This window comes from Streptomyces sp. NPDC018029 (assembly GCF_044327655.1).
Taxonomy (GTDB): Bacteria; Actinomycetota; Actinomycetes; order Streptomycetales; family Streptomycetaceae; genus Streptomyces.
Window position 1 is genome coordinate 561899 of sequence record NZ_JBIRFV010000001.1, and the last position, 24763, is coordinate 586661.

General features: G+C 71.1%; 19 protein-coding genes. 1 reads left to right on the top strand and 18 read right to left on the bottom strand.

The window, feature by feature from the left end; translation table 11 throughout:
* Nucleotides 1–77: 77 nt before the first annotated feature.
* The 17 genes from rpmA to ACH4D5_RS02565 all read right to left on the bottom strand — a co-directional run bounded on the left by rpmA (nt 78) and on the right by ACH4D5_RS02565 (nt 22166).
* Nucleotides 78–332 (bottom strand): 50S ribosomal protein L27, encoded by a 255-nt coding sequence (rpmA, locus tag ACH4D5_RS02485; protein ID WP_365355700.1) that lies wholly within the window; start codon nt 330–332, stop codon nt 78–80.
* Between the two features lie 14 nt (nt 333–346).
* Nucleotides 347–667 (bottom strand): 50S ribosomal protein L21, encoded by a 321-nt coding sequence (gene rplU / locus ACH4D5_RS02490; RefSeq protein WP_055566950.1) that lies wholly within the window; start codon nt 665–667, stop codon nt 347–349.
* Between the two features lie 188 nt (nt 668–855).
* Nucleotides 856–2208 (bottom strand): phospholipase D-like domain-containing protein, encoded by a 1353-nt coding sequence (locus tag ACH4D5_RS02495; RefSeq protein WP_398297731.1) that lies wholly within the window; start codon nt 2206–2208, stop codon nt 856–858.
* Nucleotides 2209–2427: 219 nt separating this feature from the next.
* Nucleotides 2428–6795 carry an Rne/Rng family ribonuclease gene (locus ACH4D5_RS02500; RefSeq protein WP_398297733.1) on the bottom strand — a complete coding sequence of 1456 codons (4368 nt, stop codon included), beginning with the start codon at nt 6793–6795 and terminating at the stop codon, nt 2428–2430.
* Between the two features lie 231 nt (nt 6796–7026).
* Nucleotides 7027–7824, bottom strand: coding sequence for a TIGR03936 family radical SAM-associated protein (locus ACH4D5_RS02505; RefSeq protein ID WP_398297735.1), 798 nt, complete (start codon nt 7822–7824; stop codon nt 7027–7029).
* A 47-nt stretch (nt 7825–7871) separates the two neighbouring features.
* The gene (locus ACH4D5_RS02510) at nt 7872–9062 is read right to left on the bottom strand and encodes a hypothetical protein (RefSeq protein WP_398297737.1); all 1191 of its coding nucleotides are present in this window, start codon (nt 9060–9062) and stop codon (nt 7872–7874) included.
* Between the two features lie 6 nt (nt 9063–9068).
* Nucleotides 9069–9614: a GNAT family N-acetyltransferase gene (locus tag ACH4D5_RS02515; RefSeq protein WP_398297739.1), complete on the bottom strand. Its 546-nt coding sequence runs from the start codon at nt 9612–9614 to the stop codon at nt 9069–9071.
* 15 nt (nt 9615–9629) lie between these two features.
* The gene (locus tag ACH4D5_RS02520; protein WP_398297741.1) at nt 9630–11555 is read right to left on the bottom strand and encodes a TIGR03960 family B12-binding radical SAM protein; all 1926 of its coding nucleotides are present in this window, start codon (nt 11553–11555) and stop codon (nt 9630–9632) included.
* Between the two features lie 50 nt (nt 11556–11605).
* A complete protein-coding gene (locus ACH4D5_RS02525; RefSeq protein WP_398297743.1) occupies nt 11606–13210 on the bottom strand; it encodes a CHAD domain-containing protein in 1605 nt (534 codons plus the stop codon).
* Between the two features lie 63 nt (nt 13211–13273).
* Nucleotides 13274–14467 carry a rod shape-determining protein RodA gene (gene rodA, locus ACH4D5_RS02530; RefSeq protein WP_398297745.1) on the bottom strand — a complete coding sequence of 398 codons (1194 nt, stop codon included), beginning with the start codon at nt 14465–14467 and terminating at the stop codon, nt 13274–13276.
* Nucleotides 14467–16644 carry a penicillin-binding protein 2 gene (gene mrdA, locus ACH4D5_RS02535; RefSeq protein ID WP_398297747.1) on the bottom strand — a complete coding sequence of 726 codons (2178 nt, stop codon included), beginning with the start codon at nt 16642–16644 and terminating at the stop codon, nt 14467–14469. Before mrdA ends, rodA begins: the two co-directional genes overlap by 1 nt.
* On the bottom strand, nt 16641–17315 hold the full coding sequence (gene mreD / locus ACH4D5_RS02540) for a rod shape-determining protein MreD (RefSeq protein WP_398297749.1): 675 nt from the start codon (nt 17313–17315) through the stop codon (nt 16641–16643). The genes mrdA and mreD overlap by 4 nt, the downstream gene beginning before the upstream one ends.
* A 12-nt stretch (nt 17316–17327) precedes the next feature.
* Entirely contained in the window at nt 17328–18278 is a 951-nt protein-coding gene (mreC, locus tag ACH4D5_RS02545) for a rod shape-determining protein MreC (protein ID WP_398297751.1), read from the bottom strand.
* A gap of 163 nt (nt 18279–18441) precedes the next feature.
* Nucleotides 18442–19461, bottom strand: coding sequence for a rod shape-determining protein (locus tag ACH4D5_RS02550; RefSeq protein WP_030362602.1), 1020 nt, complete (start codon nt 19459–19461; stop codon nt 18442–18444).
* A 324-nt stretch (nt 19462–19785) separates the two neighbouring features.
* Nucleotides 19786–20199 (bottom strand): nucleoside-diphosphate kinase, encoded by a 414-nt coding sequence (gene ndk, locus ACH4D5_RS02555; RefSeq protein ID WP_127911807.1) that lies wholly within the window; start codon nt 20197–20199, stop codon nt 19786–19788.
* A gap of 71 nt (nt 20200–20270) precedes the next feature.
* Complete coding sequence (locus ACH4D5_RS02560; protein WP_398297753.1) at nt 20271–20636, bottom strand: DUF4233 domain-containing protein; 366 nt, start codon at nt 20634–20636, stop codon at nt 20271–20273.
* A gap of 6 nt (nt 20637–20642) precedes the next feature.
* Nucleotides 20643–22166, bottom strand: a complete 1524-nt coding sequence (locus tag ACH4D5_RS02565; protein WP_398297755.1) for a bifunctional folylpolyglutamate synthase/dihydrofolate synthase — start codon at nt 22164–22166, stop codon at nt 20643–20645.
* Between the two features lie 144 nt (nt 22167–22310).
* Here ACH4D5_RS02565 and ACH4D5_RS02570 point away from each other — a divergent pair, with 144 nt between their 5' ends.
* Nucleotides 22311–23327 (top strand): rod shape-determining protein, encoded by a 1017-nt coding sequence (locus ACH4D5_RS02570; RefSeq protein ID WP_398297757.1) that lies wholly within the window; start codon nt 22311–22313, stop codon nt 23325–23327.
* 172 nt (nt 23328–23499) lie between these two features.
* Here ACH4D5_RS02570 and ACH4D5_RS02575 read toward each other — a convergent pair whose 3' ends face one another.
* A complete protein-coding gene (locus ACH4D5_RS02575; RefSeq protein WP_398297759.1) occupies nt 23500–24663 on the bottom strand; it encodes a histidine kinase in 1164 nt (387 codons plus the stop codon).
* Between the last annotated feature and the right edge of the window lie 100 nt (nt 24664–24763).

A 24763-nucleotide genomic window follows, 5' to 3' on the forward strand; every position in this document is an offset into this window, starting at 1 on the left:
GCGAAAGGCGGACCCTCTTCCCGACACCGGGAAGAGAGGTCCGCCCTCGCGAAGAACGTGTTCTACGGAAGCCTGGATCAGGCGACCGGAACGACGTTGACGACCTTGCGGCCGCGGTGCGTGCCGAACTCCACCGCACCCGCGTCCAGCGCGAACAGGGTGTCGTCCTTGCCGCGGCCGACGCCCGAGCCCGGGTGGAAGTGCGTGCCGCGCTGGCGGACCAGGATCTCACCGGCGTTGACGACCTGACCGCCGAAGCGCTTCACGCCGAGCCGCTGAGCATTGGAGTCGCGACCGTTCCGAGTGGACGATGCGCCCTTCTTGTGTGCCATCTTGTCTCAGTCCCTTACTTCGCAGCCGTGGGGATACCGGTGATCTTGATCGCCGTGTACTGCTGGCGGTGACCCTGACGACGGCGGTAACCGGTCTTGTTCTTGTAGCGAAGGATGTCGATCTTCGCGCCCTTGTGGTGGTCCACGACCTCGGCCTGGACCTTGATGCCCGCAAGCACCCACGGGTCGCTCGTCACGGCATCGCCGTCGACCACGAGCAGGGTCGAGAGCTCGACCGTGTCGCCAACCTTGGCAGTGGAAATCTTGTCAACCTCAACGATGTCGTCGACAGCAACCTTGTGCTGACGACCACCGCTGCGCACGATGGCGTACACGCGGATCTCTCTCTCGCTCGGAACGGGACCCCTGCAGTCCAGCCGCCCGCAGAAGCGGAACAGCCTCTCTCACGGCCCGGAGCCACGAGAGGAAATAGGTTTACAGAGGGCGGACGTGCATAGGAACACGCCGACGGTCAATGTTACGGGGCCGGTCCTGGCGGGTCAAACCGGCCCCGTACCCCAGCTCACCTGACCGGATTCTCACCGTCCGGCGGCAGCGGCTTGACGCCCTTGCACAGGTCCGTCTTGTCGGCGCTGCCAGGCCAGGCCACGGCCCGCGTGCGGTCGAAGTGCGAGCGGTAGGTGTCGTGCACCGAGTCGTCGTCTATCTTGACGATCGCCTCGTCGTTCTCCCGCAGGGCGGGCGCGGTGTAGTTCTGCGAGCCCGTGAAGGAGACCTTGTTCCGCTTGCCGTCGTAGACGCCGTCGACCAGCAGGTACTTCGAGTGGATGATGTACGGCGTCGTGAGGCGGGAGCCGGGGTGCAGCGGGTCCCGGTCGTCGTTGTAGCAGCGCACGGACGGGCCGCCCGACGTGTGCAGCTGCTCCCAGGTGCCCGGGGTGCCGCCCTGGCTCTTGGCGCTGTCGGTCTCCGCGTACAGGATGCTGACCGAGCAGCCGGCCTTCTTCAGCGAGACGAGCTTGTCGGCGATCTGCTTCCGCGTGATCTTGAAGATGGCGGCGCGCACCTTGGTGTGCTGCGTCACGCCCGCCGAGTCCTTGTACGTGCACTTCACGTTGTTCAGGACGGAGTACATGGTGTCGGTCTCGTTGACCGTGCCGTTGCGCGGGAAGAAGTAGGCCTTGTAGCGGCCGCTGCTGACCGTGCGGTAGTCCCAGTCCGCCCAGCGCTTGCCGAGCATGTCCGTGAAGTACTCCGCGTACGCGTCGTACATGGCGGGGTTGTCCGGCAGCAGCAGCGCGTCGTTGAAGAACTTCGTGTGCGCCGACGGCGTCGAGTTCGACGTGGTCTGCACGACCACGTCCCTGGCGCCCTCGACCTCCGAGAACAGCCAGAACTTGTTGTGCATGATCGACTTGCCGTACTGGGGGTTGCCCAGGCAGGACTTGCCGGTCGGACAGAGGGACACGAACGACGACTTGGTCTTGTCCGTGCCGAGTGCCGACTTCAGCGTGTTGTACGAGGTGTTCGTCGGCCGGTCGCTCCTGCTCGTCTCGTCGAGCAGGACCTGCACGCGCACGCCGCGCCTCTTGGCGGCGACGAGCGCATCGACGACCGACGCCTCCCAGACGTGGTAGACCGCGACCTTGATCGTCGAGCCGGGCACGGCGGCGTTCGTCAGCTCGATCAGCCGGGTCCTGATGGCGTGCTGCTGGTCGACGGAGCCCTTGGGATCGTTGAAGATCGGGCCCTCCGTCCAGGTGGGCAGCGGGTCCGCCGACGCGGTCCCCACAGAGCCCGCTGCCTGGATTCCCGCCGCCGAGAGGACCGTGGCCAGGGCCACCGCCTGGCGGCCACCCTTGACCGGTTTCACCGCACGGTGCCGTCCCGTGCCTCGCAGGCGCCCGTGCGCCATATGTCATCCCTCCCCTGACGAAGGCGCGCAGTCTCCCCAAACGCACGCACACGTCCCTGTTCGTTCATCAGACCGCATGAGTTTTACAGGTATCCCCCCGGAGCTCCAAGGAGGGCCCTCCCACTTCACGCTTTCGGGGTGTGCGACGCCGTTTCCCGGACACAGCGGTGCCCCCCGCCCGGCGTTCTCGCCGAGCGGGGGGCACCGGTCGCGAAGAGGTCAGTCCTCGCTGGTCGCGCTCGCGGAGACGCCGGACGGCGTCTGCTCCGCCGCCGCGGCCTTCTTCGCCGTCGCCTTCGACGCCTTCTTGGCCGTCGTCTTCTTTGCGGCCGTCTTCTTGGCCGCGGTCTTCTTGGCTGCCGTCTTGGTGGCCGCCGTCTTCTTGGCGGGCGCCTTCTTGGCCGCCTTGCGCGCCGTCTTCTTGGCCGGAGCGGCTTCCTCGGCGGGGGCCTCGGTCTCCGTACCGGCCTGCTCGGCCTCGGCCGGCTTCTCGGCGGGCTTCTCAGCGGCCTTCTCCGCCGACGGGACGACCACGATGGCCGCCTCCGCGGACGCGGTCGGCGCGGTGGCCCTGCGCACCGCACGGCGGCGCGGACGCGGCGGCGCGGCGTCGGCGACGGGCGCCTCGGCGACGGGCTCGGACACCGGCTCGGTGACCGCAGGGGCGACCGGCTCGGCCTTGGGGGCCTCCACGACCACCTCGGCGCTGTCGGCGCCCGCAGCGCCCTCGGCGGCCTTGGGCGAACCGGCCGGCGACGTCGCCTTGCGGACCGCACGGCGGCGCGTACGCCCCTTCGGCGCGGCGTCGTCCACCGGAGCCGCCGGAGCCTCCTCGTGGGCGTCGTGGGCCTCGTGGGCCGCCTCGACGGCCTCGGGGCTGCCCACGATCGGGTCCTCGACGGCCGGAGCCACCGTGCGCGCGGTCTCGGCCTCGACGGCCGGGATCTCGGTGGCCTTGGCCTCCGCCTCGGCCTCGGCCTTCGCGGCCCGCTCGGCGCGCTCGGCGGCCTTGGCCGCCCGCTTGCCGGACTTCTTCGCGGCCTTCGGAGCGTCCGCCTGGGGAGCCTCCGCCTGCGGGGCTTCGGCCTGCGCGGCCTCCTCCTCGGGAGCGGCCTCCACACGGGGAGCGCCCGCCGGAGCCGACGCGCGCCGCGTGGCACGACGCCGCGAACGGCCGCGGGAAGCAGCCGCCTCGGCCTCGGCCGCACTGCTGTACAGCTCCTCGTCCGCGACGAACTCGGGCTCGGGCAGCGCCACCGGAGCGGCCACCTCCGCCGCGACCTCGGCCGCGGTCTCGGTCTCCGCCGAGTCGTCCGCCGACTCCAGCTCGTGCGTGTGCTCGTGACCGTGGTCCTGGTGGTCGGAGCCGCCGCGGCCGCGCTTCTTGCGCTTGCCGCCGCCGCCCACGGAGGTGGGCTGCTCCATGTGCACGATGACGCCGCGGCCGTTGCAGTGGACGCAGGTCTCCGAGAAGGACTCCAGGAGGCCCTGGCCGACGCGCTTGCGGGTCATCTGGACCAGGCCCAGCGAGGTGACCTCGGCGACCTGGTGCTTCGTACGGTCCCGCCCGAGGCATTCGAGCAGGCGCCGCAGGACCAGGTCCCGGTTCGACTCCAGGACCATGTCGATGAAGTCGATGACGACGATGCCGCCCAGGTCGCGCAGCCGGAGCTGGCGCACGATCTCCTCGGCCGCTTCGAGGTTGTTCCTCGTCACGGTCTCTTCGAGGTTGCCGCCCTGGCCGGTGAACTTGCCGGTGTTGACGTCGACGACGATCATCGCCTCGGTCTTGTCGATCACCAGCGAGCCGCCGCTGGGCAGCCAGACCTTGCGGTCCAGGGCCTTCGCGAGCTGCTCGTCGATGCGGTACGTCGCGAAGACGTCGACCTCGGACGTCCACCGGGAGAGGCGGTCCGCCAGGTCGGGCGCGACGTGCGAGACGTAGCCGTGGATGGTCTCCCACGCCTCGTCGCCGCTGACGATGACCTTGGAGAAGTCCTCGTTGAAGATGTCGCGGACGACGCGGACCGTCATGTCCGGCTCGCCGTAGAGCAGGCTAGGCGAGCTCGTGGAGATCGCCTTCGCCTTCTTCTGGATCTCCTCCCACTGGCCCTGGAGCCGCTCGACGTCGCGGCGCAGCTCGTCCTCGCTCGCGCCCTCGGCTGCGGTGCGCACGATGACGCCCGCGTCCTCGGGGACGATCTTCTTGAGGATGGTCTTCAGACGCGCGCGCTCGGTGTCGGGCAGCTTGCGGCTGATGCCGGTCATCGAGCCCTCGGGCACGTAGACCAGGTAGCGGCCGGGCAGCGAGACCTGGCTGGTGAGGCGGGCGCCCTTGTGGCCGATCGGGTCCTTCGTGACCTGCACGAGCACCGACTGGCCGGACTTCAGGGCCGATTCGATGCGCCGGGGGCCGTTGGCCATGCCGAGCGCCTCGAAGTTGACCTCACCGGCGTACAGCACGGCGTTGCGGCCCTTGCCGATGTCGATGAAGGCGGCCTCCATGGACGGCAGCACGTTCTGGACCTTGCCCAGGTAGACGTTGCCGACGTACGAGGTGGCCTGCTCCTTGTTGACGTAGTGCTCGACGAGCACGTTGTCCTCGAGGACGCCGATCTGGGTGCGCTCGCCGTTCTGGCGGACGACCATCACGCGCTCGACGGCCTCGCGGCGCGCCAGGAACTCGGCCTCGGTGATGATCGGCACGCGGCGGCGGCCCTGCTCGCGGCCCTCGCGGCGCCGCTGCTTCTTGGCCTCGAGGCGGGTCGAGCCCTTGATGGACTGGACCTCGTCGGCGCCGGTGCCGGGCTCGCGCTCGGTGTCCTTCGCGCGCCGCTCCCGCGGCTCGCGGACCTTCACGACGGTGCGCTCGGGGTCGCCGTCGGCCGGCTCGCCCTCGACGGAGTCACCGGCGCGGCGCCGGCGGCGCCGACGGCGACGGCTGCTGCTGGAGCCGGAACCGTTCGACTCCGACTCCTCGGCGTCCTCCGCCTCCTGCTCGGCGCTGTCCTCGGCGTCCTGCTCCGCCTGCTCGGCGGCGACCGTGTCGGCGTCGTCGTCGGCGTGGTGGGCGTCGTCGGAATCCTGTGCGTGGCGCGCGGACTCGTGCTGCTCGGCGTCCTGGTCGGCGGAGTCACCGCGGCGACGGCGGCGGCCACCGCGACGGCGACGGCGGCCCTGGCGCTCGCCGGACTCCTCCGTGTCGTCGTCGGAGTCGGCCTGCTCGGCCTGGTCGGCGGCATCCTCGGGCTCGTCGGCGGGCTGCTCGTCGGCGGCCTTGGCGGGCCTGGCGGACTCGCGCTCCTCGACGGCGGGCTGCTCGTCCGCGGCCCGACGGCGGCGGCGCCTGCGCGGCGTCGGCTCCTCCTCCGCCACGGGGGCGGGCTCGGCGCTCTCCTCCGCGGCCTCGGCGGCGGCCGCCGCTGCGGCGCGCTCCGGGGTCTGGAACATCGGCTCGGCGAACACCGGCGCCTGGAAGACGGCGACGGCCGGGCGGGGCTTGCGCCCGCCGTCCTCGCCGGACTCCTCGGCGCGCTGGGCCCTGCGGGCCTTGTGGCCGGACGGCGCGGAGAAGCCGGTGGCCGCGGTCTTGCGGGTGGCGCGGCGGCGACGCCCACGGGGCTCTTCGTCGGCGATCTCGGCGGCGTCCTCGGCCGGAGCCTTCTCGGCGGTCGCCTTCTCGACGGCGGCCGGCTGCTCGGCGAGCTTGGCGGCCACCTCCTGCTCGGCGGCCTTCGGCGTGCCGGCGGGCGCGGAAGCGGTGCGGGTGGCGCGGCGACGCGAGCGTCCCTTGGGCGCGTCCTCCTCGGCCACCGGCTCGGCGGCAGGCTCGGCCTGCGCGGGGGTCTCCACGACAGCGGCGGCCGTCTCCTCGACGGGCTGCGGCGCGGAGGCGGTGCGCGTGGCGCGACGGCGCGTACGCCCCTTCGGTGCGTCCTCCTCGGCGACCGGCTCGGCCTGCGCGGGGGTCTCCTCGGCGGCCTTCGGCGTGCCGGCGGGCGCGGAAGCGGTGCGGGTGGCGCGGCGACGCGTGCGCCCCTTGGGCGCGTCCTCCTCGGCGACCGGCTCGGCAACCGGCTCGGCCTGCGCGGGAGTCTCCACGACAGCGGCAGCCGTCGCCGTCTCTTCGGCGGCCTGCGGGGCACCGGCGGGTGCGGAGGCGCGGCGGGTCGCGCGGCGGCGCGGGCGCGCGGCCGGGGCGGCCTCCTCGGCGCTCTCCTGCTCCGCAGCGGCGGGTGCGGGGGTCTCGGTGGCGGGCTCCGTCACCTCCGCGGCCTGCGGCGTACCGGCCGGCGCGGAGGCGCGGCGGGTGGCGCGGCGGCGGGGGCGCGCGGCCGGTGCGGCCTCGGGCTCCGGCTCGGCGACCGGCGCCGACACCTCGGCGGCCTCGGTCGTCTCCTCGGTCTCGTCGACCTCGGGGGCCTCTTCGGCGGCAGGGGCGGCCGTTATGGCCGGGGCCGCGGCTTCGGCGGCGCCCGTCGGCGGGCCCGCCGGACGCGACGCGGCACGGCGCCTGCGGCGCGGCGGCAGGGTGTCGCTGGGGGTGTTGTTCTGCGAACCCTCAGTGGGGTCGTTCGGCTCAAGCATGCGGGCTGTTCTCCCGTCACGCTCCCGGGCGCCGCGCCTGGTCCGGTGATGTCCGCGGCTCGCGCTGTGCGCGGGGCCGCCATCCGGGGGCGGGGCGCCGCACGGGAGCTCTATGTCTTGTCTCGCCGGTTCCGTACGCCCATGTGCGGACGGCCTGGCGAAAGTCTCGGTCAGTGCGCTGCCCGACCCAGGTGGCTCCCGAGTACGAGGGCTGCGCGTCGACGTACGTCCCTAACGGGGGCCTTCCGGCACCGGCGCCTTCGCGGCGGCAGGTACGGCGGCCGTGGGTGGGGCGGCCGTGTCTGCCTCGCGGTCGGGCGCGAGCGGGTCGGTCACCGTGCCGGTCTCTTCATCGAAAAGCCCCTGCGCCAGCCTGGTCACCGCTGCGGGGACCGGCGGCGCCAGGTCGGCCACAGCTCGGAGACCGGACAGGACGTCGTCAGGTCGTACGGCAGGTGTCACGTGCCGAACAACCAGCCGCAGTATCGCACAGGGCTTGTCGGTCGGCCTATCAGCGTCGTGAGCGACTGCTTCGCCGTCGGCGAGTGCGAGGCTCACGACGGCCTCGCGTGCGTCGAAGGTACGCATGCCGTTCTTCGTGCGGCGCTGGACCTCGACCTTGTCCGCGGCCGCGAAGAGCCCGGCGGCACGCTCCGCCTCCGCGGGCTCCACACCGACGAGGCGCAGCTCCCAGACGGAGGCCGTGAGGCGGTCGGCGAGTCCCGAGGTGCGGGCCTCGACGGCGTCGATGATGTCGAGCCCGGCGGGCATCGACTCGTCGAGGAGCTCACGGAGCTTGTCGGGGTCGCGCGGCGCGGTGAGCGCGATCTCCAGGTACTCGGCCTCACTGCCCGTGCCGGTGGGTGCGGCATTGGCGTACGACACCTTCGGGTGCGGGGTGAACCCCGCCGAGTACGCCATGGGCACCTCGGCGCGGCGCAGCGCACGCTCGAAAGCGCGCTGGAAATCGCGGTGGCTGGTGAACCGGAGGCGGCCGCGCTTGGTGTAGCGCAGTCGGATGCGCTGCACCGCGGGTGCGGGCGGCGGGCCTACGGGCTGTCGCTTGCCCAGTGTCGTCAGTCCTTCATGAGTGCCGTCGTACTGCTACCTAGAGTACGTGTCTCCGGCGCGTCAGGTTCCCGCCGGGCCACCGGTACGGGCACCGGCTCCCTCGGAGCGCCGAAGAGCATGCGCCGTACGTCGGCCCTGGCCTGGCGGACGCTGTCGCGCGCGGACGCGAGGGCCTGGCGTGCCGTGCGGCCGACGCTCCGGGCCGCCGCGGCGGCGGGCCGCCATATCGCGTCGCGGACCGCGTGCCCGACGGGCGTGAGGATCGAGCGGTACGCCCACCGCACGGGCTCAACGAAGATCCACCGCAGGAGCTTGCCGAGGAACCGGCCGACGGCGAGGGAAATGTGCCCGGCGATGCGCCAGGCGTGTCCGAACGCGTCGCCTACCTCCCGCGCGACGACGGCGATCGCCCGCCCGACCGGGGCGAGCACCCACCGCCACAGGGCGACGGCGGGCACGACGAGGATCCAGCGGAGCAGCGTCGCGATGCCGTGTCCGACCGGTGTGAGCACGGACCGGTACAGCCAGACCGCGGGCACCACGACGAGCGTCCGCACCAGCCAGGCGAGCGCGACGCCGACCGGCACGACCACGTACCGCCACAGACCCACCCACGGCCACACGAAGACCGCCTTGAACAGCCACACCAGGACGGCACCGATGCCACGCCCGGCAGCGGCGGCCCCGGCGCCCAACCGCCGTGCCAGCCAGGCGAGTCCGTGCCCGATCGGCGTCAGCACGCGCGCGTACAGCCACCTTGCGGGGATCACGAACAGGACCCGTCCGAGCCAGGCGATGCCGTGCCCGACGGGCGTCAGCACGCGCGCGTAGAGCCATGCCGCGGGGACCACGACAAGCATGCGGGCCAGCCAGGCGAGGCCCTTGCCGACCGGCACCAGCACATACCGCCACAGGCCCACCCACGGCCACACGAAGACGGCCTTGAACAGCCAGGTCAGTACCGTCCCGATGGCGCGTCCGACGGGCCGCAGCACGGTGCGGTGGATGAAGCGGCCGCACACGGCGAGGGCGTCCCACACCAGGCGCACGGGGACGACGAGCACGAGCACGACGATCCGCACCGGGATGCGGATCGCGACGGCGAGACACCCCTCGGCCTGCGGGGGCTGCCGGTCGGTCCGCCCCGGCGAGGGCTGCGGGACGGCCTCCTGGGGAGGCCGCTTTTCCAGGTCCATGTAGTCCTAGACGCTCATGGCGCCAGTTCGGATCCAGTACCGCAGCTTGCCGCCCCGCTCGTCCTCGAACGTGCCGCCCGCCGCCTCGATGACCTTCCGCGAGCCGGTGTTGTCGGTGTCGCAGGTCACCAGGACGGATTCCAGGCCGAGTCGGGCGGCGTACGGGAGGCAGCCGAGCAGCATGCGGGTGGCGTGGCCGCGGCGGCGTGCGGTGGGCCGGACGTCGTAGCCGATGTGGCCGCCGTACTCGCGCAGGAAGCGGGTGGCGACGGTGTGCCGGATGCTGACGCGGCCGAAGTAGTCGGCGCCGTCGACGTACCAGAGGGTGGTGACGGGGACGGCGAAGGGTTCGGCGGGGTGCGCGGCGGCGCGGACCTCGGCGACGTACGCGTCGAAGACGGCCCGGTCGCGCCAGCGGGTGCCGTAGTCGCGCAGGGTGGCGCCGAGCGTCGTGTCGTCGTCGGGCCCGCCCCGCCCCTCGGCCCGGAACTCCTCCATCGCGGTGAGGTAGGAGCGGTGCACCAGGCCGGTGGGCAGGGCGAGTCGGGGCAACGGAGGTTCCCGGCCCTACTTGACGACGGTGAGCGGCAGGAGCTTCTTGCCGGTGGGGCCGATCTGGATGTGCGTGTCCATCTGCGGGCAGACGCCGCAGTCGAAGCACGGCGTCCAGCGGCAGTCCTCGACCTCGGTCTCGTCGAGCGAGTCCTGCCAGTCCTCCCAGAGCCAGTCCTTGTCGAGACCGGAGTCCAGGTGGTCCCAGGGCAGGACCTCTTCGTACGTACGCTCACGCGTGGTGTACCAGTCGACGTCGACGCCCATCTCGGGCAGCGTCTTCTCGGCGCACCGCATCCAGCGCTCGTAACTGAAGTACTCGCGCCAGCCGTCGAAGCGGCCGCCCTCTTCATAGACGGCGCGGATGACGGCGCCGACGCGGCGGTCGCCGCGCGAGAGCAGGCCCTCGACGATGCCGGGCTTGCCGTCGTGGTAGCGGAAGCCGATCGAGCGGCCGTACTTCTTGTCGCCGCGGATCTTGTCGCGGAGCTTCTCCAGGCGGGCGTCGGTCTCCTCGGAGGAGAGCTGCGGCGCCCACTGGAAGGGGGTGTGCGGCTTGGGCACGAAGCCGCCGATCGACACCGTGCAGCGGATGTCGTTCGAGCCGGAGACCTCGCGGCCCTTCTGGATGACCTTCGTCGCCATGTCGGCGATCTGCAGGACGTCCTCGTCGGTCTCGGTGGGCAGGCCGCACATGAAGTACAGCTTCACCTGGCGCCAGCCGTTGCCGTACGCCGTCGAGACGGTGCGGATGAGGTCTTCCTCGGACACCATCTTGTTGATGACCTTGCGCATGCGCTCGGAGCCGCCCTCGGGGGCGAAGGTCAGGCCCGACCTGCGGCCGTTCCTGGTCAGTTCGTTGGCCAGGTCCACGTTGAAGGCGTCGACGCGGGTCGAGGGGAGGGACAGGCCGATCTTGTCCTCCTCGTACCGGTCGGCGAGGCCCTTCGCGACGTCGGCGATCTCGCTGTGGTCCGCGGAGGAGAGCGAGAGCAGGCCGACCTCTTCGAAGCCGGTCGCCTTGAGACCCTTCTCGACCATGTCGCCGATGCCGGTGATGCTTCGCTCCCGCACGGGGCGCGTGATCATGCCGGCCTGGCAGAAACGGCAGCCGCGGGTGCAGCCGCGGAAGATCTCCACGGACATGCGCTCGTGGACGGTCTCGGCGAGCGGGACGAGGGGCTGCTTGGGGTAGGGCCACTCGTCGAGGTCCATGACGGTGTGCTTGGACACGCGCCACGGCACGCCGCTGCGGTTCGGGACGACGCGGCCGATGCGGCCGTCCGGGAGGTACTCGACGTCGTAGAACGCCGGGACGTAGACCGAGCCGGTCCTGGCGAGGCGGAAGAGGACCTCCTCGCGGCCGCCGGGACGGCCCTCGGCCTTCCAGGCCCGGATGATCTCGGTCATGTCGAGCACGGCCTGCTCGCCGTCGCCGATGATCGCGGCGTCGATGAACTCGGCGATCGGCTCGGGGTTGAAGGCCGCGTGGCCGCCGGCGAGCACGATCGGGTGGTCGACGGTGCGGTCCTTGGACTCCAGCGGGATGCCCGCGAGGTCCAGGGCGGTCAGCATGTTGGTGTAGCCCAGCTCGGTGGAGAAGCTGAGCCCGAAGACGTCGAAGGCGCCGACGGGGCGGTGGCTGTCCACCGTGAACTGGGGCACCTGGTGCTCGCGCATCAGGGCCTCCAGGTCGGGCCAGACGCTGTAGGTGCGCTCGGCGAGCACGCCCTCGCGTTCGTTCAGGACCTCGTAGAGGATCATGACGCCCTGGTTGGGCAGGCCCACCTCGTACGCGTCCGGGTACATGAGCGCCCAGCGGACGTCGCAGGATTCCCACGGCTTGACGGTGCTGTTCAGCTCACCGCCGACGTACTGGATGGGCTTCTGCACATGCGGGAGCAGAGCTTCGAGCTGTGGGAAGACCGACTCGGCAGACATCGCGAACCTTCATGAGCGGGCAGGGGTGACCATCAAGCGTACCCCGGCGTTCACCCGCCCAGCGCCGCCCGCACTTTCGCCCGGGACGCCTCGGCCCACACCTCGGGCAGCTCGCGCTCCCGGTCGGCGCCCGCCGCCTCCTCCTGGCCGTACAGCAGGCCCCAGGTGAAGGCGGACTCCCCCGCGAGGTGCGCCTGGATCGCCAGGGCGCGCAGGGCCTCCCGCGCGACGACGCTGTCCTGGTGGTCGCCGAGCACGCTCTGCACGGCCTTCATCCTCTTGGCGAACCGCTTGGCGGGCTTGCCGAGCGCGGGCACCGCCGACTCGCCCGTGTACCTGGCGCGCTTGGCAGCCTTGCGGGCGTCGTGCAGGGCGACGTCGCGCTGCTTGCCCGGGGGCAGCTCCAGGGCGTGCTCGACGCGGGCGGCGAGGCGGGCGTAGTCCTTGAGGGCGGCCTTGGGGAGCGCTTTCGCGGGTGGGGCGGAGGCGGCGGGGCGCAGCGGGGGCGCGGCAAGGAGGGCGTCGAGGGTGTCCAGGAGGGCGAGGTAGCGCTTGCTGTCGAGCACGGCGACGGTCCTGCGGCGGGAGCCCGCGCGGCGGGCGACGCTCCAGATGCGGAGCCGTCCGCGGACCGGGCCGAGGAGCAGGGTCCTGGGCAGCGCGTCGATGCGGGTGGTGAGCCGCTCGGCGAGGACTTCCTGGTCGCGGTCGACGCCGAGTTCGCCCGCGAGCCACTTGAGCTCGTCGCCGACGGGATCGGTGACCGTCCGGTCCAGGAACTTGCGGTACGACTTGAGTGCGCTCCGCATCCGTCGGGTGGCCACTCGCATCTGGTGCACGGAGTCGGGCAGGTCGCGGCGGACGGCGGGGTCGAGCGAGACGATCGCGTCGCGCTGGGCGCGGAGGTAGGCGACGACGTGGTCGCCCGCGGTTCCGGGGCCTTCCCCGACGGTTTCGCGGACCACGTGGGCCACGGCTTCGCTCTTGCCGGCCTTCTTGCCGCTGCGGGTCGCGGTCTCGGGCTCGGCCCGCTCCGTCCCGTTCTGCTTCGGAGCGGTCTCGGCGAGGGCCCTGGCCAGCTTCGACGGTGAGGAGGAGCGGCGCGCGCCGGCCTTCTTCAGCTTCTTCTCGATCTTGTCGAGGATCGCGGGGTCGCCGCCGTCCGCCAGTTCCACCTCGGCCTCGGACCATTCGGCGGTGCCGGTGCCGCCGTCGAGCCGTTCGGCCCGCACGCCGTCGATGCTGACCTCGGCGAGCAGGGTGCCCTCGGCATCAAGGAGGTGGCACAGGTTCCTGGCGGACCGGAGCCTGACGACGGGGACAAGTTCGGCCTCGCGCACCCGGGAGCGCACGAGGCCGGAGAGGGCGCGCGGCACCGTGTCCGAGAGCGGGGCGTGGATCTCGTCGCGCACGCCCTCCGCGAGGGACACCGGCAGTTTCAGGTGCCAGCCCGCGTCGTCCCCGCCGGTGCGCCGCCGCAGCGTGACCGAGCCCGCGGCGAGGCGCTGGTCGGGGGTGTCCCAGTAGACGGCGTCCAATTCGACGACGCCTCTGTCGACGACGTCCTCGACCCCGGCGACGCCCGACAGGTCGGGCAGCGCCGCGCCCGCCCCGACGTCGTACTTCCGCTCGATCTCGCGCTTCGTCTCCGCCATGAATTGAATCTAGACGCGAAACGCGAGGCCAAACATGCCCGCGACAGGACTTCCGGCGACGGCTTACGCGGACATCGGCCGCTGCACCTTGATCGACTGGAGTAGTCCGACCGCCACCCAGACCGCGAACATCGACGAGCCTCCGTAGCTCACGAAGGGCAGCGGCAGGCCCGCGACCGGCATGATGCCGAGGGTCATCCCGATGTTCTCGAAGGCCTGGAAGGCGAACCACGCGATGATGCCCGCCGCGACGATCGTGCCGTAGAGTTCGGTGGTCTCGCGGGCAATGCGGCAGGCGCGCCACAGGACGACGCCGAGCAGGACCAGGATGGCGCCCGCGCCCACGAAGCCGAGCTCCTCGCCCGCGACGGTGAAGACGAAGTCGGTCTGCTGCTCGGGGACGAACTGGCCGGTGGTCTGGGAGCCCTTGGTCAGTCCGGTGCCGGTCAGGCCGCCCGAACCGATCGCGATGCGCGCCTGGTTGGTGTTGTAGCCGACGCCCGCCGGGTCGAGGGCGGGGTTGGCGAAGGCGGCGAAACGGGCGATCTGGTAGTCGTCGAGGACGCCCAGCTGCCATATGGCGATGCCGCCCGCGACACCCGCGCCGAGCAGTCCGAACACCCAGCGATTGGAGGCGCCGGAGGCGAGCAGCACGCCGAGCACGATCATCGCCATCACCATGACCGAGCCGAGGTCGGGCATGAGCAGGACGATCATTATCGGGACGGCGGCGAGGCCGAGGGCCTGCACCACCGTGCGGTGGTCGGGGTGCTCGCGGTCGCCGGCGTCGACGCGCGCCGCGAGCAGCATCGCCATGCCCAGGATGATCGTGATCTTCACGAACTCTGAGGGCTGGAGCGAGAAGCCCGCGATCACGAGCCACGCGTGGGCGCCGTTGATGGTGGCGCCGAGCGGGGTGAGGACGAGCAGCACCAGGAAGACGGAGATGCCGTAGAGGATCGGCACGGCCGTGCGCAGGGTGCGGTGGCCGAGCCAGATCGTGCCGGCCATCAGGGCGAGCCCGATGCCGATGTTCATGACGTGCTTGAGCAGGAAGGCGTACGGGTCGTCGCCGACGAGTTCCGTGCGGTTGCGGGTCGCCGAGTAGACGAGCGCGGAGCCGATCACGGACAGCGCGAGGGCGCAGAGCAGTATCACCCAGTCGAGCCTGCGCACCACCGAGTCGCGGGCGAGGAGCCGCGACATGCCGGAGCGCTCGGGTCCGTAGCCGGAGACGGAGAAGCCACTTCCGGTCATCAGTCCCGCCTCCAGTTCGCCGGGGCACCGGCAAGCTCCTGCTGCTCGGCCGGCTCCTTGGGCGGCTCGGGCTTGTACGGCTTGATCTTCGGGGAGTGGATCGAGCCGTCGCCCTTGATCTTGGGCAGGGACTTCTGCGGCTCGGGCAGGAGCGCCTTCTTCAGGTCCTGCTTGCCGTTCTCGTCCAGGCCGTAGATCGCGTCGTAGATCTTGCGGACGGCGGGTCCTGAGGCACCGGAACCCGTACCGCCCTGGGAGATCGTCATGATGATCGTGTAGTCCTTGGTGTACGTCGCGAACCACGAGGTGGTCTGCTTGCCGTAGACCTCGGCGGTACCCGTCTTGGCGTGCATCGGGATCTTGTCCTGCGGCCAGCCGCCGAACCGCCACGCGGCCGTACCGCGCGTCGCGACGTCCGCGAGGGCACCGTCTATGTCGTCGCGGAGCTTGGCGTCCATCGGCAGCCTGCCGTGCGACTTCGGCTTGATCTCCTCGATCCGCTTGCCGTCGGCGCTGATGATCGCCTTGCCGACGGTGGGGTCGTACATGGTGCCGCCGTTGGCGATGGCGCTGTAGATCGTCGCCATCTGTATCGGCGTGACGAGCGTGTCGCCCTGTCCGATGGAGTAGTTGACGGAGTCACCGGCGCGCATCTTCATGCCTTCGAGGCAGTTCTCGTACGCGATGCGCTCGGCGTAGTCGCCGCCGCTCTTCTTGCCCTGCTTGCACCAGGCGTCCTTGTTGGCCTTCCAGTAGTCCTTCTTCCACTGGCGGTCGGGGACGCGCCCGGTGACCTCGTTGGGCAGGTCGATGCCGGTCTCCTTGCCGAGGCCGAACTGGTGGGCGGTCTTGTAGAACCAGTCCTTGGCGTCCTTCTTCGGCTTGTTGCCGCCGTCCTTCGCCCACTGGTCGTGCGACAGCTTGTAGAAGACGGTGTCGCAGGAGACCTCGAGGGCCTGGCCGAGGGTGATGGAGCCGTGGCCCTTGGACTCGAAGTTCTTGAAGGTCTGGCCGCCGATGGAGTAGGAGCTGGGGCACGGGTAGCGGCCGTTGAAGTCGTAGCCCGCGTTGACCGCGGCGGTCGTCGGGATGACCTTGAAGATGGAGCCGGGGGCCGCCTGGCCCTGGATGGCGCGGTTGAGCAGCGGGTAGTTGGACTTCTTGCCGGTGAGCCTGGCGTAGTCCTTGCCGGAGATGCCGCCGACCCAGGCGTTCGGGTCGTACGTCGGGTTGGAGGCCATGGAGACGACGCGGCCCGTCTTGTTCTCCATGACGACGACGGCGCCCGCGTCGGCCTTGTAGTTCTCGCCGGTGTTCTTGTCGAACTCCTGGCGCGCCTTCTTCATCGCGTCGTTGAGCCAGTACTCGGAGACGGCCTGCACGCGCGCGTCGATGCTGGTGACGACGTTGGCGCCGGGCTGGGCCGCGTCGGACTCGGCCTTGCCGATGACGCGGCCGAGGTTGTCGACCTCGTAGCGGGTCACGCCGGCCTTGCCGCGCAGCTGCTTGTCGTACGTCCGCTCCAGGCCGGAGCGGCCCACCTGGTCGGAGCGGAGGAACGGCGAGTCGGTGTGCTCGGCCTTCTTGATCTCTTCGTCGGTGACGGGCGAGAGGTAGCCGAGGACCTGCGCGGTGTTGGACTTGCCGGGGGCCGCGTACCGGCGGACCGCGGTGGGTTCGGCGGTGATGCCGGGGAAGTCCTCGGAGCGTTCGCGGATCTGCAGGGCCTGCTTGGGCGTCGCCTCGTCGGTGATCGGGATCGGCTGGTACGGCGAGCCGTTCCAGCAGGGCTGCGGCGTCTTGGAGTCGCAGAGGCGGACCTTGTCGGAGACCTCCTTGGGCTCCATCTCCAGGACGTCGGCGAGCTTGGCGAGGACCGCCTTGCCGTCGTCCTTCATCTTCATCAGGTCCGTGCGGGACGCGGAGACGACGAGCCGCGTTTCGTTGTCGGCGATCGGCACGCCGCGGGCGTCCAGGATCGAGCCGCGCACGGCGGGCTGGACGACCTGCTGGACGTGGTTGCCGGAGGCCTCTTCGGCGTATTCGTCGCCGTTGCGGATCTGGAGGTACCAGAGGCGGCCGCCGAGGGTGAGGAGGAGGGAGACGACGAGGATCTGGATGATGACGAGACGGATCTGCACGCGGGGCGTGCGCCCCGTCTCGGGGATGTTGGTCACAGGCGCTTGACCCCCTTGATGCGTCCGGCGCGGGCGACTCGGGCCTTGGCCGCCTTCGCCCGCAGGCCGCCGCCGCGCTGGTCGCCGATGCGCAGACCGGTGCCGGACGAGAGCCAGCCGGAGGAGACGTCGGCCGCCTTGTTGGCGGGTCCGTTCTCCCCGAGCGGGTCGTTGTCGGCGCGCCGGGCGAGCGCGATGATCAGCGGCACCGTGAAGGGCGCGAGCAGCAGGTCGTAGAGCGCGGCGGTGAACAGCAGCCCGACCAGGCCCACGTGGCGGGCTGCGGTGTCGCCGACGAGGGAGCCGACGCCCGCGTAGAGCAGCGTCGATCCGATGGCGGCGCTGACGACCACGACGAGCGGCCCGGTGGCGGAGCGGAGTCTGCCGCCGTCGGGCTTGGCGAGGCCCGCGAGGTAGCCGATGACGCAGAGCACCAGGGCGTACCGCCCGGCGGCGTGGTCGGCGGGCGGGGCCAGGTCGGCGAGGAGGCCCGCGCCGAAGCCGACGAGGGCGCCGCCGACGTGGCCGTAGACGAGGGCGAGGCCGAGGACGGTGAGCAGTACCAGGTCGGGCACGGCGCCCGGCAGCTGGAGCCGGGCCAGGACGCTGACCTGGATGACCAGGGCGACGACGACCAGTGTGGTGGACAGCAGGATTCGGTTGAAGCGCATGGGTCCGGTCTCCTACTGCTCGTCGGCGGCGGCGCCGTCGGCCGGGGGCTGTCCCGACGGGGTGGCCGTCACGGTCACCGTCGGGGTCGGCTTGGGCTTCTCGGGCTTCTTCGGCAGGACCGTGTCGCGCGGGTCCTCACGGGGCGCCTCGACGACGACACCGACGATGTCGAGCTTGGTGAACCCGACGTACGGCTTCACGAAGACGTTGCGGGTGAGGTCGCCGCCCGAGGGGTCGACGCGGACGACCTCGCCGACCGGGACGCCCGGCACGAACGGCCGGTCCTTCTGCGAGCCGAAGGTGACGAGCCGGTCGCCCTTCTTGACCTCGGCCTTGCCGTTGAGCAGCTGGACGGAGAGCGGACGGTCGCCCTGTCCGGTGGCGAAGCCGAGCTCGTCGGTCTTCTCCATGCGGGTGCCGACGGTGAAGTCGGGGTCGTTGGCGAGCAGGACGGTCGCGGTGCCCGGGCCGACCGTGGTGACCCGGCCGACCAGGCCGTCGCTGTTCAGGACGGTCATGTCGCGCTTGATGCCGTCCTTGGCGCCGGCGTCGATCGTCACGGTCCAGGAGAAGCCCTGGGCCGCTCCTATCCCGATGACCTCGGCGCCCTTGATGCCGTACTGTCCGGCGCCCGCCTTCTTGAGCATGCCGTCGAGCTGGCGCACGCGGCTGCGGTTGCGGTCGTCGCTGCCGAGCTTGGCCTTCAACGCGGCGTTCTGGCGCTCCAGTTCGGCGATGCGGCTGTGGCGCTCGCCCGAGTCGCGGACCGCGCCGATGGCGTTCCCGATCGGGTCGACGGCGGAGGACATGCCCTCCTCGACCGGACCGAAGACCGTGGCGGCGGCCTGGCGGGCGCCGTCGACCGGCGAGTCCTCACCGCCGCGGATGTCCACCGTGATCAAAGCGAACGCGATGGCGACCAGCAGCACAAGAAGCAGCCGGCTCTCTCGTGTGTCCCTCACGTGCGGCGGCGTGCCTTCCTCAATCGGATTCCGTGGAAACTGCGGGTTCCACGAGGTTCTGGGGAATTGTCGTGCCTTGCGGGAATTGTGTGTCTTGCCTCTATATCAACGATCCGCCGCACGAAGTGGCAGGCACTCGTACGGCGGATGTTCTCGCGTCAGATCATCTGCGCGGCTGGGCGTCCAGCACCTGCTGCAACGCCTCGAACTCCTCGACACACTTGCCGGAGCCGAGCGCCACGCTGTCCAGCGGGTCCTCGGCGATGTGGATCGGCATGCCGGTCTCGCGGCGCAGCCGCTCGTCGAGGCCGCGCAGCAGGGCGCCGCCACCGGTCAGCACGATGCCGCGGTCCATGACGTCACCCGACAGCTCGGGCGGGCACTTGTCGAGGGTGGTCTTGACCGCGTCGACGATCGCGTTGACCGGCTCCTCGATGGCCTTGCGGACCTCGGCGGCGGAGATGACGACGGTCTTGGGCAGCCCGGAGACCAGGTCGCGGCCGCGGATCTCGGTGTGCTCGTCGGCGTCCATGTCGTACGCCGAACCGATGGTGATCTTGATCTGCTCCGCGGTGCGCTCGCCGAGGAGGAGGGAGTACTCCTTCTTGATGTGCTGGATGATCGCGTTGTCCAGCTCGTCGCCGGCGACGCGGATCGACTGTGCCGTGACGATTCCGCCGAGCGAGATGACGGCGACCTCGGTGGTGCCGCCGCCGATGTCGACCACCATGTTGCCCGTGGCCTCGTGGACCGGCAGGCCGGAACCGATGGCCGCGGCCATGGGCTCCTCGATGATGTGCACCTGACGCGCGCCGGCCTGCGAGGAGGCCTCGATGACGGCGCGGCGCTCGACGCCCGTGATGCCGGAGGGCACGCAGACGACCACGCGCGGGCGGGCCAGGTAGCGCCGCTTGTGGATCTTCAGGATGAAGTAGCGGAGCATCCGCTCGGTGATCTCGAAGTCGGCGATCACGCCGTCCTTCAGCGGACGCACGGCGACGATGTTGCCGGGGGTGCGCCCGATCATCTTCTTGGCTTCCGCACCGACCGCGAGGATGCCGCCGGTGTTGGTGTTGATCGCGACGACGGACGGCTCGTTGAGTACGATCCCCCGACCCCTGACGTACACCAGCGTGTTGGCGGTCCCGAGGTCGACAGCCATGTCACGGCCGATGAACGACATGTTGTTCCCCATGAGGATGCGTCTGGCCTTCCCTATTGGAGCTTGTGATGGCTTTTTAGGTAGGCGAGGTGGGTGCTGAGTGGCAGTGGAGGCTTCCATCGTAGTCTCGGCCGCGCGAAGACGGCGCGAGGGTCTTCGCCATTGTCAGCAGATGATGTGCCGCCTCGCCTTTGGAGACGTGCCATCGGAGGCACGGGTTCCCCCAATTGGGGCGCATATGCCAAAGGACGGCCGAATTCCTTCGGCCGTCCAGGGGCGGGCGGCGCGCTGCTGACGTGCGGTCAGAAAACCGTATGTCGCACTTTCGGACTCTCGTCCTGTGGACTAGGCGACGCCCGGGAAGAAGATCTTCAGCTCGCGCTCGGCGGACTCCTCCGAGTCCGAGGCGTGGATCAGGTTCTCCCGGACGATCGTGCCGAAGTCACCGCGGATCGAACCGGGCGCCGCGGCGATCGGGTCGGTCGGCCCGGCGAGCGCGCGGACACCCTCGATGACCCGCTCGCCCTCGACGACGAGCGCCACGACGGGACCGGACGACATGAAGGCGACCAGCGGCTCGTAGAAGGGCTTGCCCTTGTGCTCGCCGTAGTGCTGCTCCAGGGTCTCCTGGTCCAGCGAGCGCAGTTCCAGCGCCGAGATCGTCCAGCCCGCCTTGCGCTCGATGCGGCCGATGATCTCACCGATCAGGCCGCGACGGACGGCGTCGGGCTTCAGCAGGACGAGGGTGCGCTGGCTCATGTGCGGCTCCAAGAGGTGTTCGTACGATCTCTGCGATCACGGGGGATTGGGCCGCACGATACCGGGGTCGGCTACGCGGCGTTACCTCCGGCCTCCGGCTGCCCCTCCGCCATGGCCGCGAAGCGCGCCTTCGCCTCGTCGATCTTGCGTCCGAAGTGGACCGACGCCCACCACAGGGCGGCGAACACCGCGCCCAGGAAGAACATCGTCGGCACCACGAAACCGCTGGCGATCAGCGCGATCTGCAGGGCCCAGCCGAGCTGGATGCCGCCGGGCCGGGTGATCATGCCGCAGAGCAGGAGGCTCAGCAGCATCGCGATGCCGCAGACCGTCCAGACCGTGCCCATGGACAGGTCGTCGTCCTTCATGGCGACCAGACCCGCGAAGCCGATGACGAAGAACTCGCCGATCAGCGTCGAAGCGCAGAGCATACGCACAGGAATTCAGCCTCTCCCCAGGAGCAGTCGGGCCTCGCCGACCGTGATGACGGAACCAGTGACGAGCACGCCGGCGCCGGCGAACTCCCCCTCCTCCTCGGCGAGGGTGATCGCCGCCTCCAGCGCGTCGTCCAGGCGCGGCTCCACCTGCACGCGCTCGTCGCCGAAGACCTCCACGGCGAGCGCGGCCAGCGTGTCGGCGTCCATCGCGCGGTGGCTGGAGTTCTGCGTGACGACGACCTCGGTGAAGATCGGCTCGAAGGCTTCGAGGAAGCCCTTCATGTCCTTGTCGTCGCTCGCGCCGATCACGCCGATCAGCCGGCTGAAGTCGAAGACCTCGCTGATCGCGGCGGCGGTGGCGCGGGCGCCCGCAGGGTTGTGCGCGGCGTCGAGGACGACGGTGGGCGAGCGGCGCACCACCTCCAGGCGGCCCGGCGACGAGACCGAGGCGAAGGCCTTGCGGATGGTGTCGATGTCCAGCGTGCGCGCGTGCTGCGAGCCGACGCCGAAGAACGCCTCGACGGCGGCGAGCGCCACGGCGGCGTTGTGCGCCTGGTACTCGCCGTGCAGGGGCAGGAAGATTTCCTCGTACTCCCCGCCGAGTCCGCGGAGCGTCAGGAGCTGGCCGCCGACCGCGACCCGGCGGGCGACGACGCCGAACTCCAGGCCCTCGCGGGCCACGGTCGCGTCGACCTCGACGGCCTTCTTCAGGAGCACCTGCGCGGCGTCCACCGGCTGCTGGGCCATGATCACCGTCGCGTCCGGCTTGATGATGCCGGCCTTCTCCTTGGCGATCTCGCCCGGCGTGGAGCCCAGGCGGTCCGTGTGGTCCAGGTCGATGGGGGTGATGACGGCGACCGAGCCGTCGATCACGTTCGTCGCGTCCCAGCTGCCGCCCATGCCGACCTCGACGACGGCCACGTCCACCGGGGCGTCCGCGAAGGCCGCGTACGCCATGCCGGTGAGGACCTCGAAGAAGGAGAGGCGGTACTCCTGCCGGTCGTCGACCATCTCGACGTACGGCTTGATGTCGTTGTACGTCTCGATGAAGCGCTCGGCCTCGACGGGGGCGCCGTCCAGGCTGATGCGCTCGGTGATCGACTGGACGTGGGGCGAGGTGTACCGGCCGGTGCGCAGCTCGAAGGCGGAGAACAGCGCCTCGATCATGCGGGCCGTGGACGTCTTGCCGTTCGTCCCCGTGATGTGGATCGAGGGGTACGCCCGCTGGGGCTCGCCCAGGACGTCCATCAGGGCGGCGATGCGGCTGACGGAGGGCTCCAGCTTGGTCTCGCCCCAGCGGGACGCGAGCTCCGTCTCCACCTCGCGCAACGCCCTGTCCACCTCCGGATCGGTGGGGCGCGTGGGGACGTCACCCTGCGGCGGGCCCCCCTGGGCGCGGAGGGTACGGCTGCCCGCCTCGATCACCGCGAGGTCGGGGTCGCGGTCCGTCTCGGCACCGACGATCTCGTCGAAGGGGTCGCCGTCGGCGGGTCGGTCGGCGCTGTCGTCGTACGGGGGGAGATCACTCACGTACGCCAGTCTACGGAGCGGCACCGACACTCGCCGTCAGGACCTCCGAGACGGCCCAGGATCCACTCGTCGGGACTTTAGACCCGTCCGATTCGGGACTTTGGTCCCTCCGCTTCGGGCGGCCGCCGGGCAAACTTGGCGATCATGGACATAGGTATCGACCTCGGCACTGCGAACACACTCCTCTACGTGCGCGGCAAGGGGATCGTGCTCAACGAGCCGTCCGTGGTCGCCGTGCGGGCCGACCGGGGCGGCAAGAGCGGGGTGCTCGCCGTGGGGGCGGAGGCCAAGGAGACCATCGGGCGGACGCCCGGGTCCATCACCGCCATCCGCCCGCTGCGGGACGGCGTGATCAGTGACTACGAAGCCGCGGAAGAACTGATCCGGCACTTCGTGCGGAAGGCCCTGCCGGGGCGCCGGCCCCGTACGCGCATGGTCGTGTGCGTGCCGAGCGGGGTCACGCCCGTCGAGCGGCGCGCGATCGTGCACGCGTCGCAGCGGGCCGGGGCGCGGGCCGTGCACCTCATCGAGGAGCCGATGGCGGCGGCCATCGGGGCGGGGCTTCCGGTCTCCGAGCCCCGGGGGTCGATGGTCGTCGACATCGGGGGCGGGACGACCGAGGTCGCCGTCATCTCGCTGGGCGGCATCGTCACCGCCCAGTCGCTGCGGGTGGGCGGTGACCGGCTGGACTCGGCCATCACCGACTTCGTGCGCAAGGAGCACACGCTCCTCATCGGGGAGCGCACCGCCGAGGACATCAAGGTCGCCATCGGGTCGGCGTGGCCGGTGCCGGGCGACGACGCCCTGGAGATGCGGACGTTCACCGTGCGCGGGCGGGAGAAGGTGGGCGGGCTGCCGAAGACCGTGGACCTCACCGCGCGTGAGGTGCGGGCCGCGCTGGACGAGCCCGTCGAGCAGATCATCGCCGCGGTGAAGGCGACTCTGGAGGAGTGCCCGCCGGAGCTGTCCGGCGACATCATGGAGCACGGGATCGTGCTGACCGGCGGCGGTGCGCTGCTGCCGGGGCTCGACCTGCGGATCGCCTCCGGCACGGGAATTCCCGTCTTCGTCGCCGACGATCCGCTGGACAGCGTCGCGATGGGGTGCGGGAAGTGCGTGGAGGACTTCGACGGGCTCGAGCGGGTGATGACCGCGGCGTGAGCCTGCGGCGCGGGGTGCCCTTTGTCGTCTGCGGGCCGGTGGGGGTTGCTCGCGCAGTTCCCCGCGCCCCTGGGTGGTCCTCCCTCGCCGGATGCCGAAGGTGCCGCCAAAGGGGCGCGGGGAACTGCGCGACAAGCCCCCACGGCCCGCAGCAGGCGTCGGCGCGTCGGACCTACGTGAGTTCGCCGGGCGAGAGAGTCGCCCGGACCTCGTAGACCGCCCCCCGCGGCCCCGCGGCAAACGTGCCGCCCACCGCGCGGATCCGCTCCGCCATGCCCGTGGTGCCCGTGCCGGCGGAGACGGGGGCGGAGGGCGGGGTCCTGGTGGGGAGGGGGTTGCGGACCGTGATCTCCAGGCGGGGGCCGTTCAGGGCCACGTGGACCGTGACCCGCTCGCCCGGCGCGTGCTTCGCCGCGTTCGTCAGGCACTCCTGGACCACCCGGTGCACCGCCGCCTGGCGCAGTGGCGAGAGGCGGTGGGCCGCGTCGTCGATCAGGAGGTCGACGGGGCTGCCCGCGCGGACGCTGCGCTCGGCGAGTTCGGGGAGGGCGTCGAGGCCGGGGGTCGGGGCGCCGTCCGTGCCGCGCTGCACGATGATCTCGTTCAGCATCCGGTGCGCGCTGCGCGCCGTCTCCGAGAGCTCCTCGAAGCCTTCCTCGAAGGGCCCGCCCTCGGCCCTCCGTGCAAGGACCTGGGAGCGAACGCTCAACAGCGTCAGCTCGCGGCCGACGAAGTCGTGCACGTCCCGCGCGATGCGGGTGCGCTCCTGCTGGACGGCGTGCAGCGTGTCCGTCTCGGCGCGCTGCGCCTCCAGCGCGCGGACCAGGTCCTGCCGGTTCGCGGCGACGCCGACGCCCGCCGCGAGCACGCCGATCGGGACGACCAGGCTCAGGAACGAGCTGAGCGTGTCCCCGCGGTGCACCGGCCAGCCCGGCAGATTGAACATCACGTACGCGAACGAGACGTAGCCGACGACGCCCAGCGTCCCCGCCGCGCGGCCCCGGTAGCGGCCGAGGGAGTAGAGCGCGAACTGGGCCAGCGTCAGCTCGTGCAGCCAGCCCAGGAAGAGGAGCGCGACCCCGTACGTCAGCCAGGGCCACCTGCGGCGCAGCAGCAGCGAGGAGGCGCCGCCCACCAGGGCGAGTGCGGCCAGCGGGCCGTTGAGGCCGTTGTCCTCCGCCTCGGCGAGGCCCGGGATGTCGAGGCTCATCAGCGCGAAGGCGCTCAGTGCCGCGAGCACGTCGAGGGCGCGCGGCGCCTGCGACCAGTGCCCGCAGAGGCGGCCGGCCGTGGCCGCCGCCTGGCGAATCGCCTGGGTGGCGGGCAGGGTGCGCATGCCTTCCATCATCCAAGGTCTTTCGGCCCGTTCCGCCGGACTTACGTCCCTGTTTTGGTGATTTGCCGCACCCCGGGCGGGTGTACTTCCGGCGCGGTGC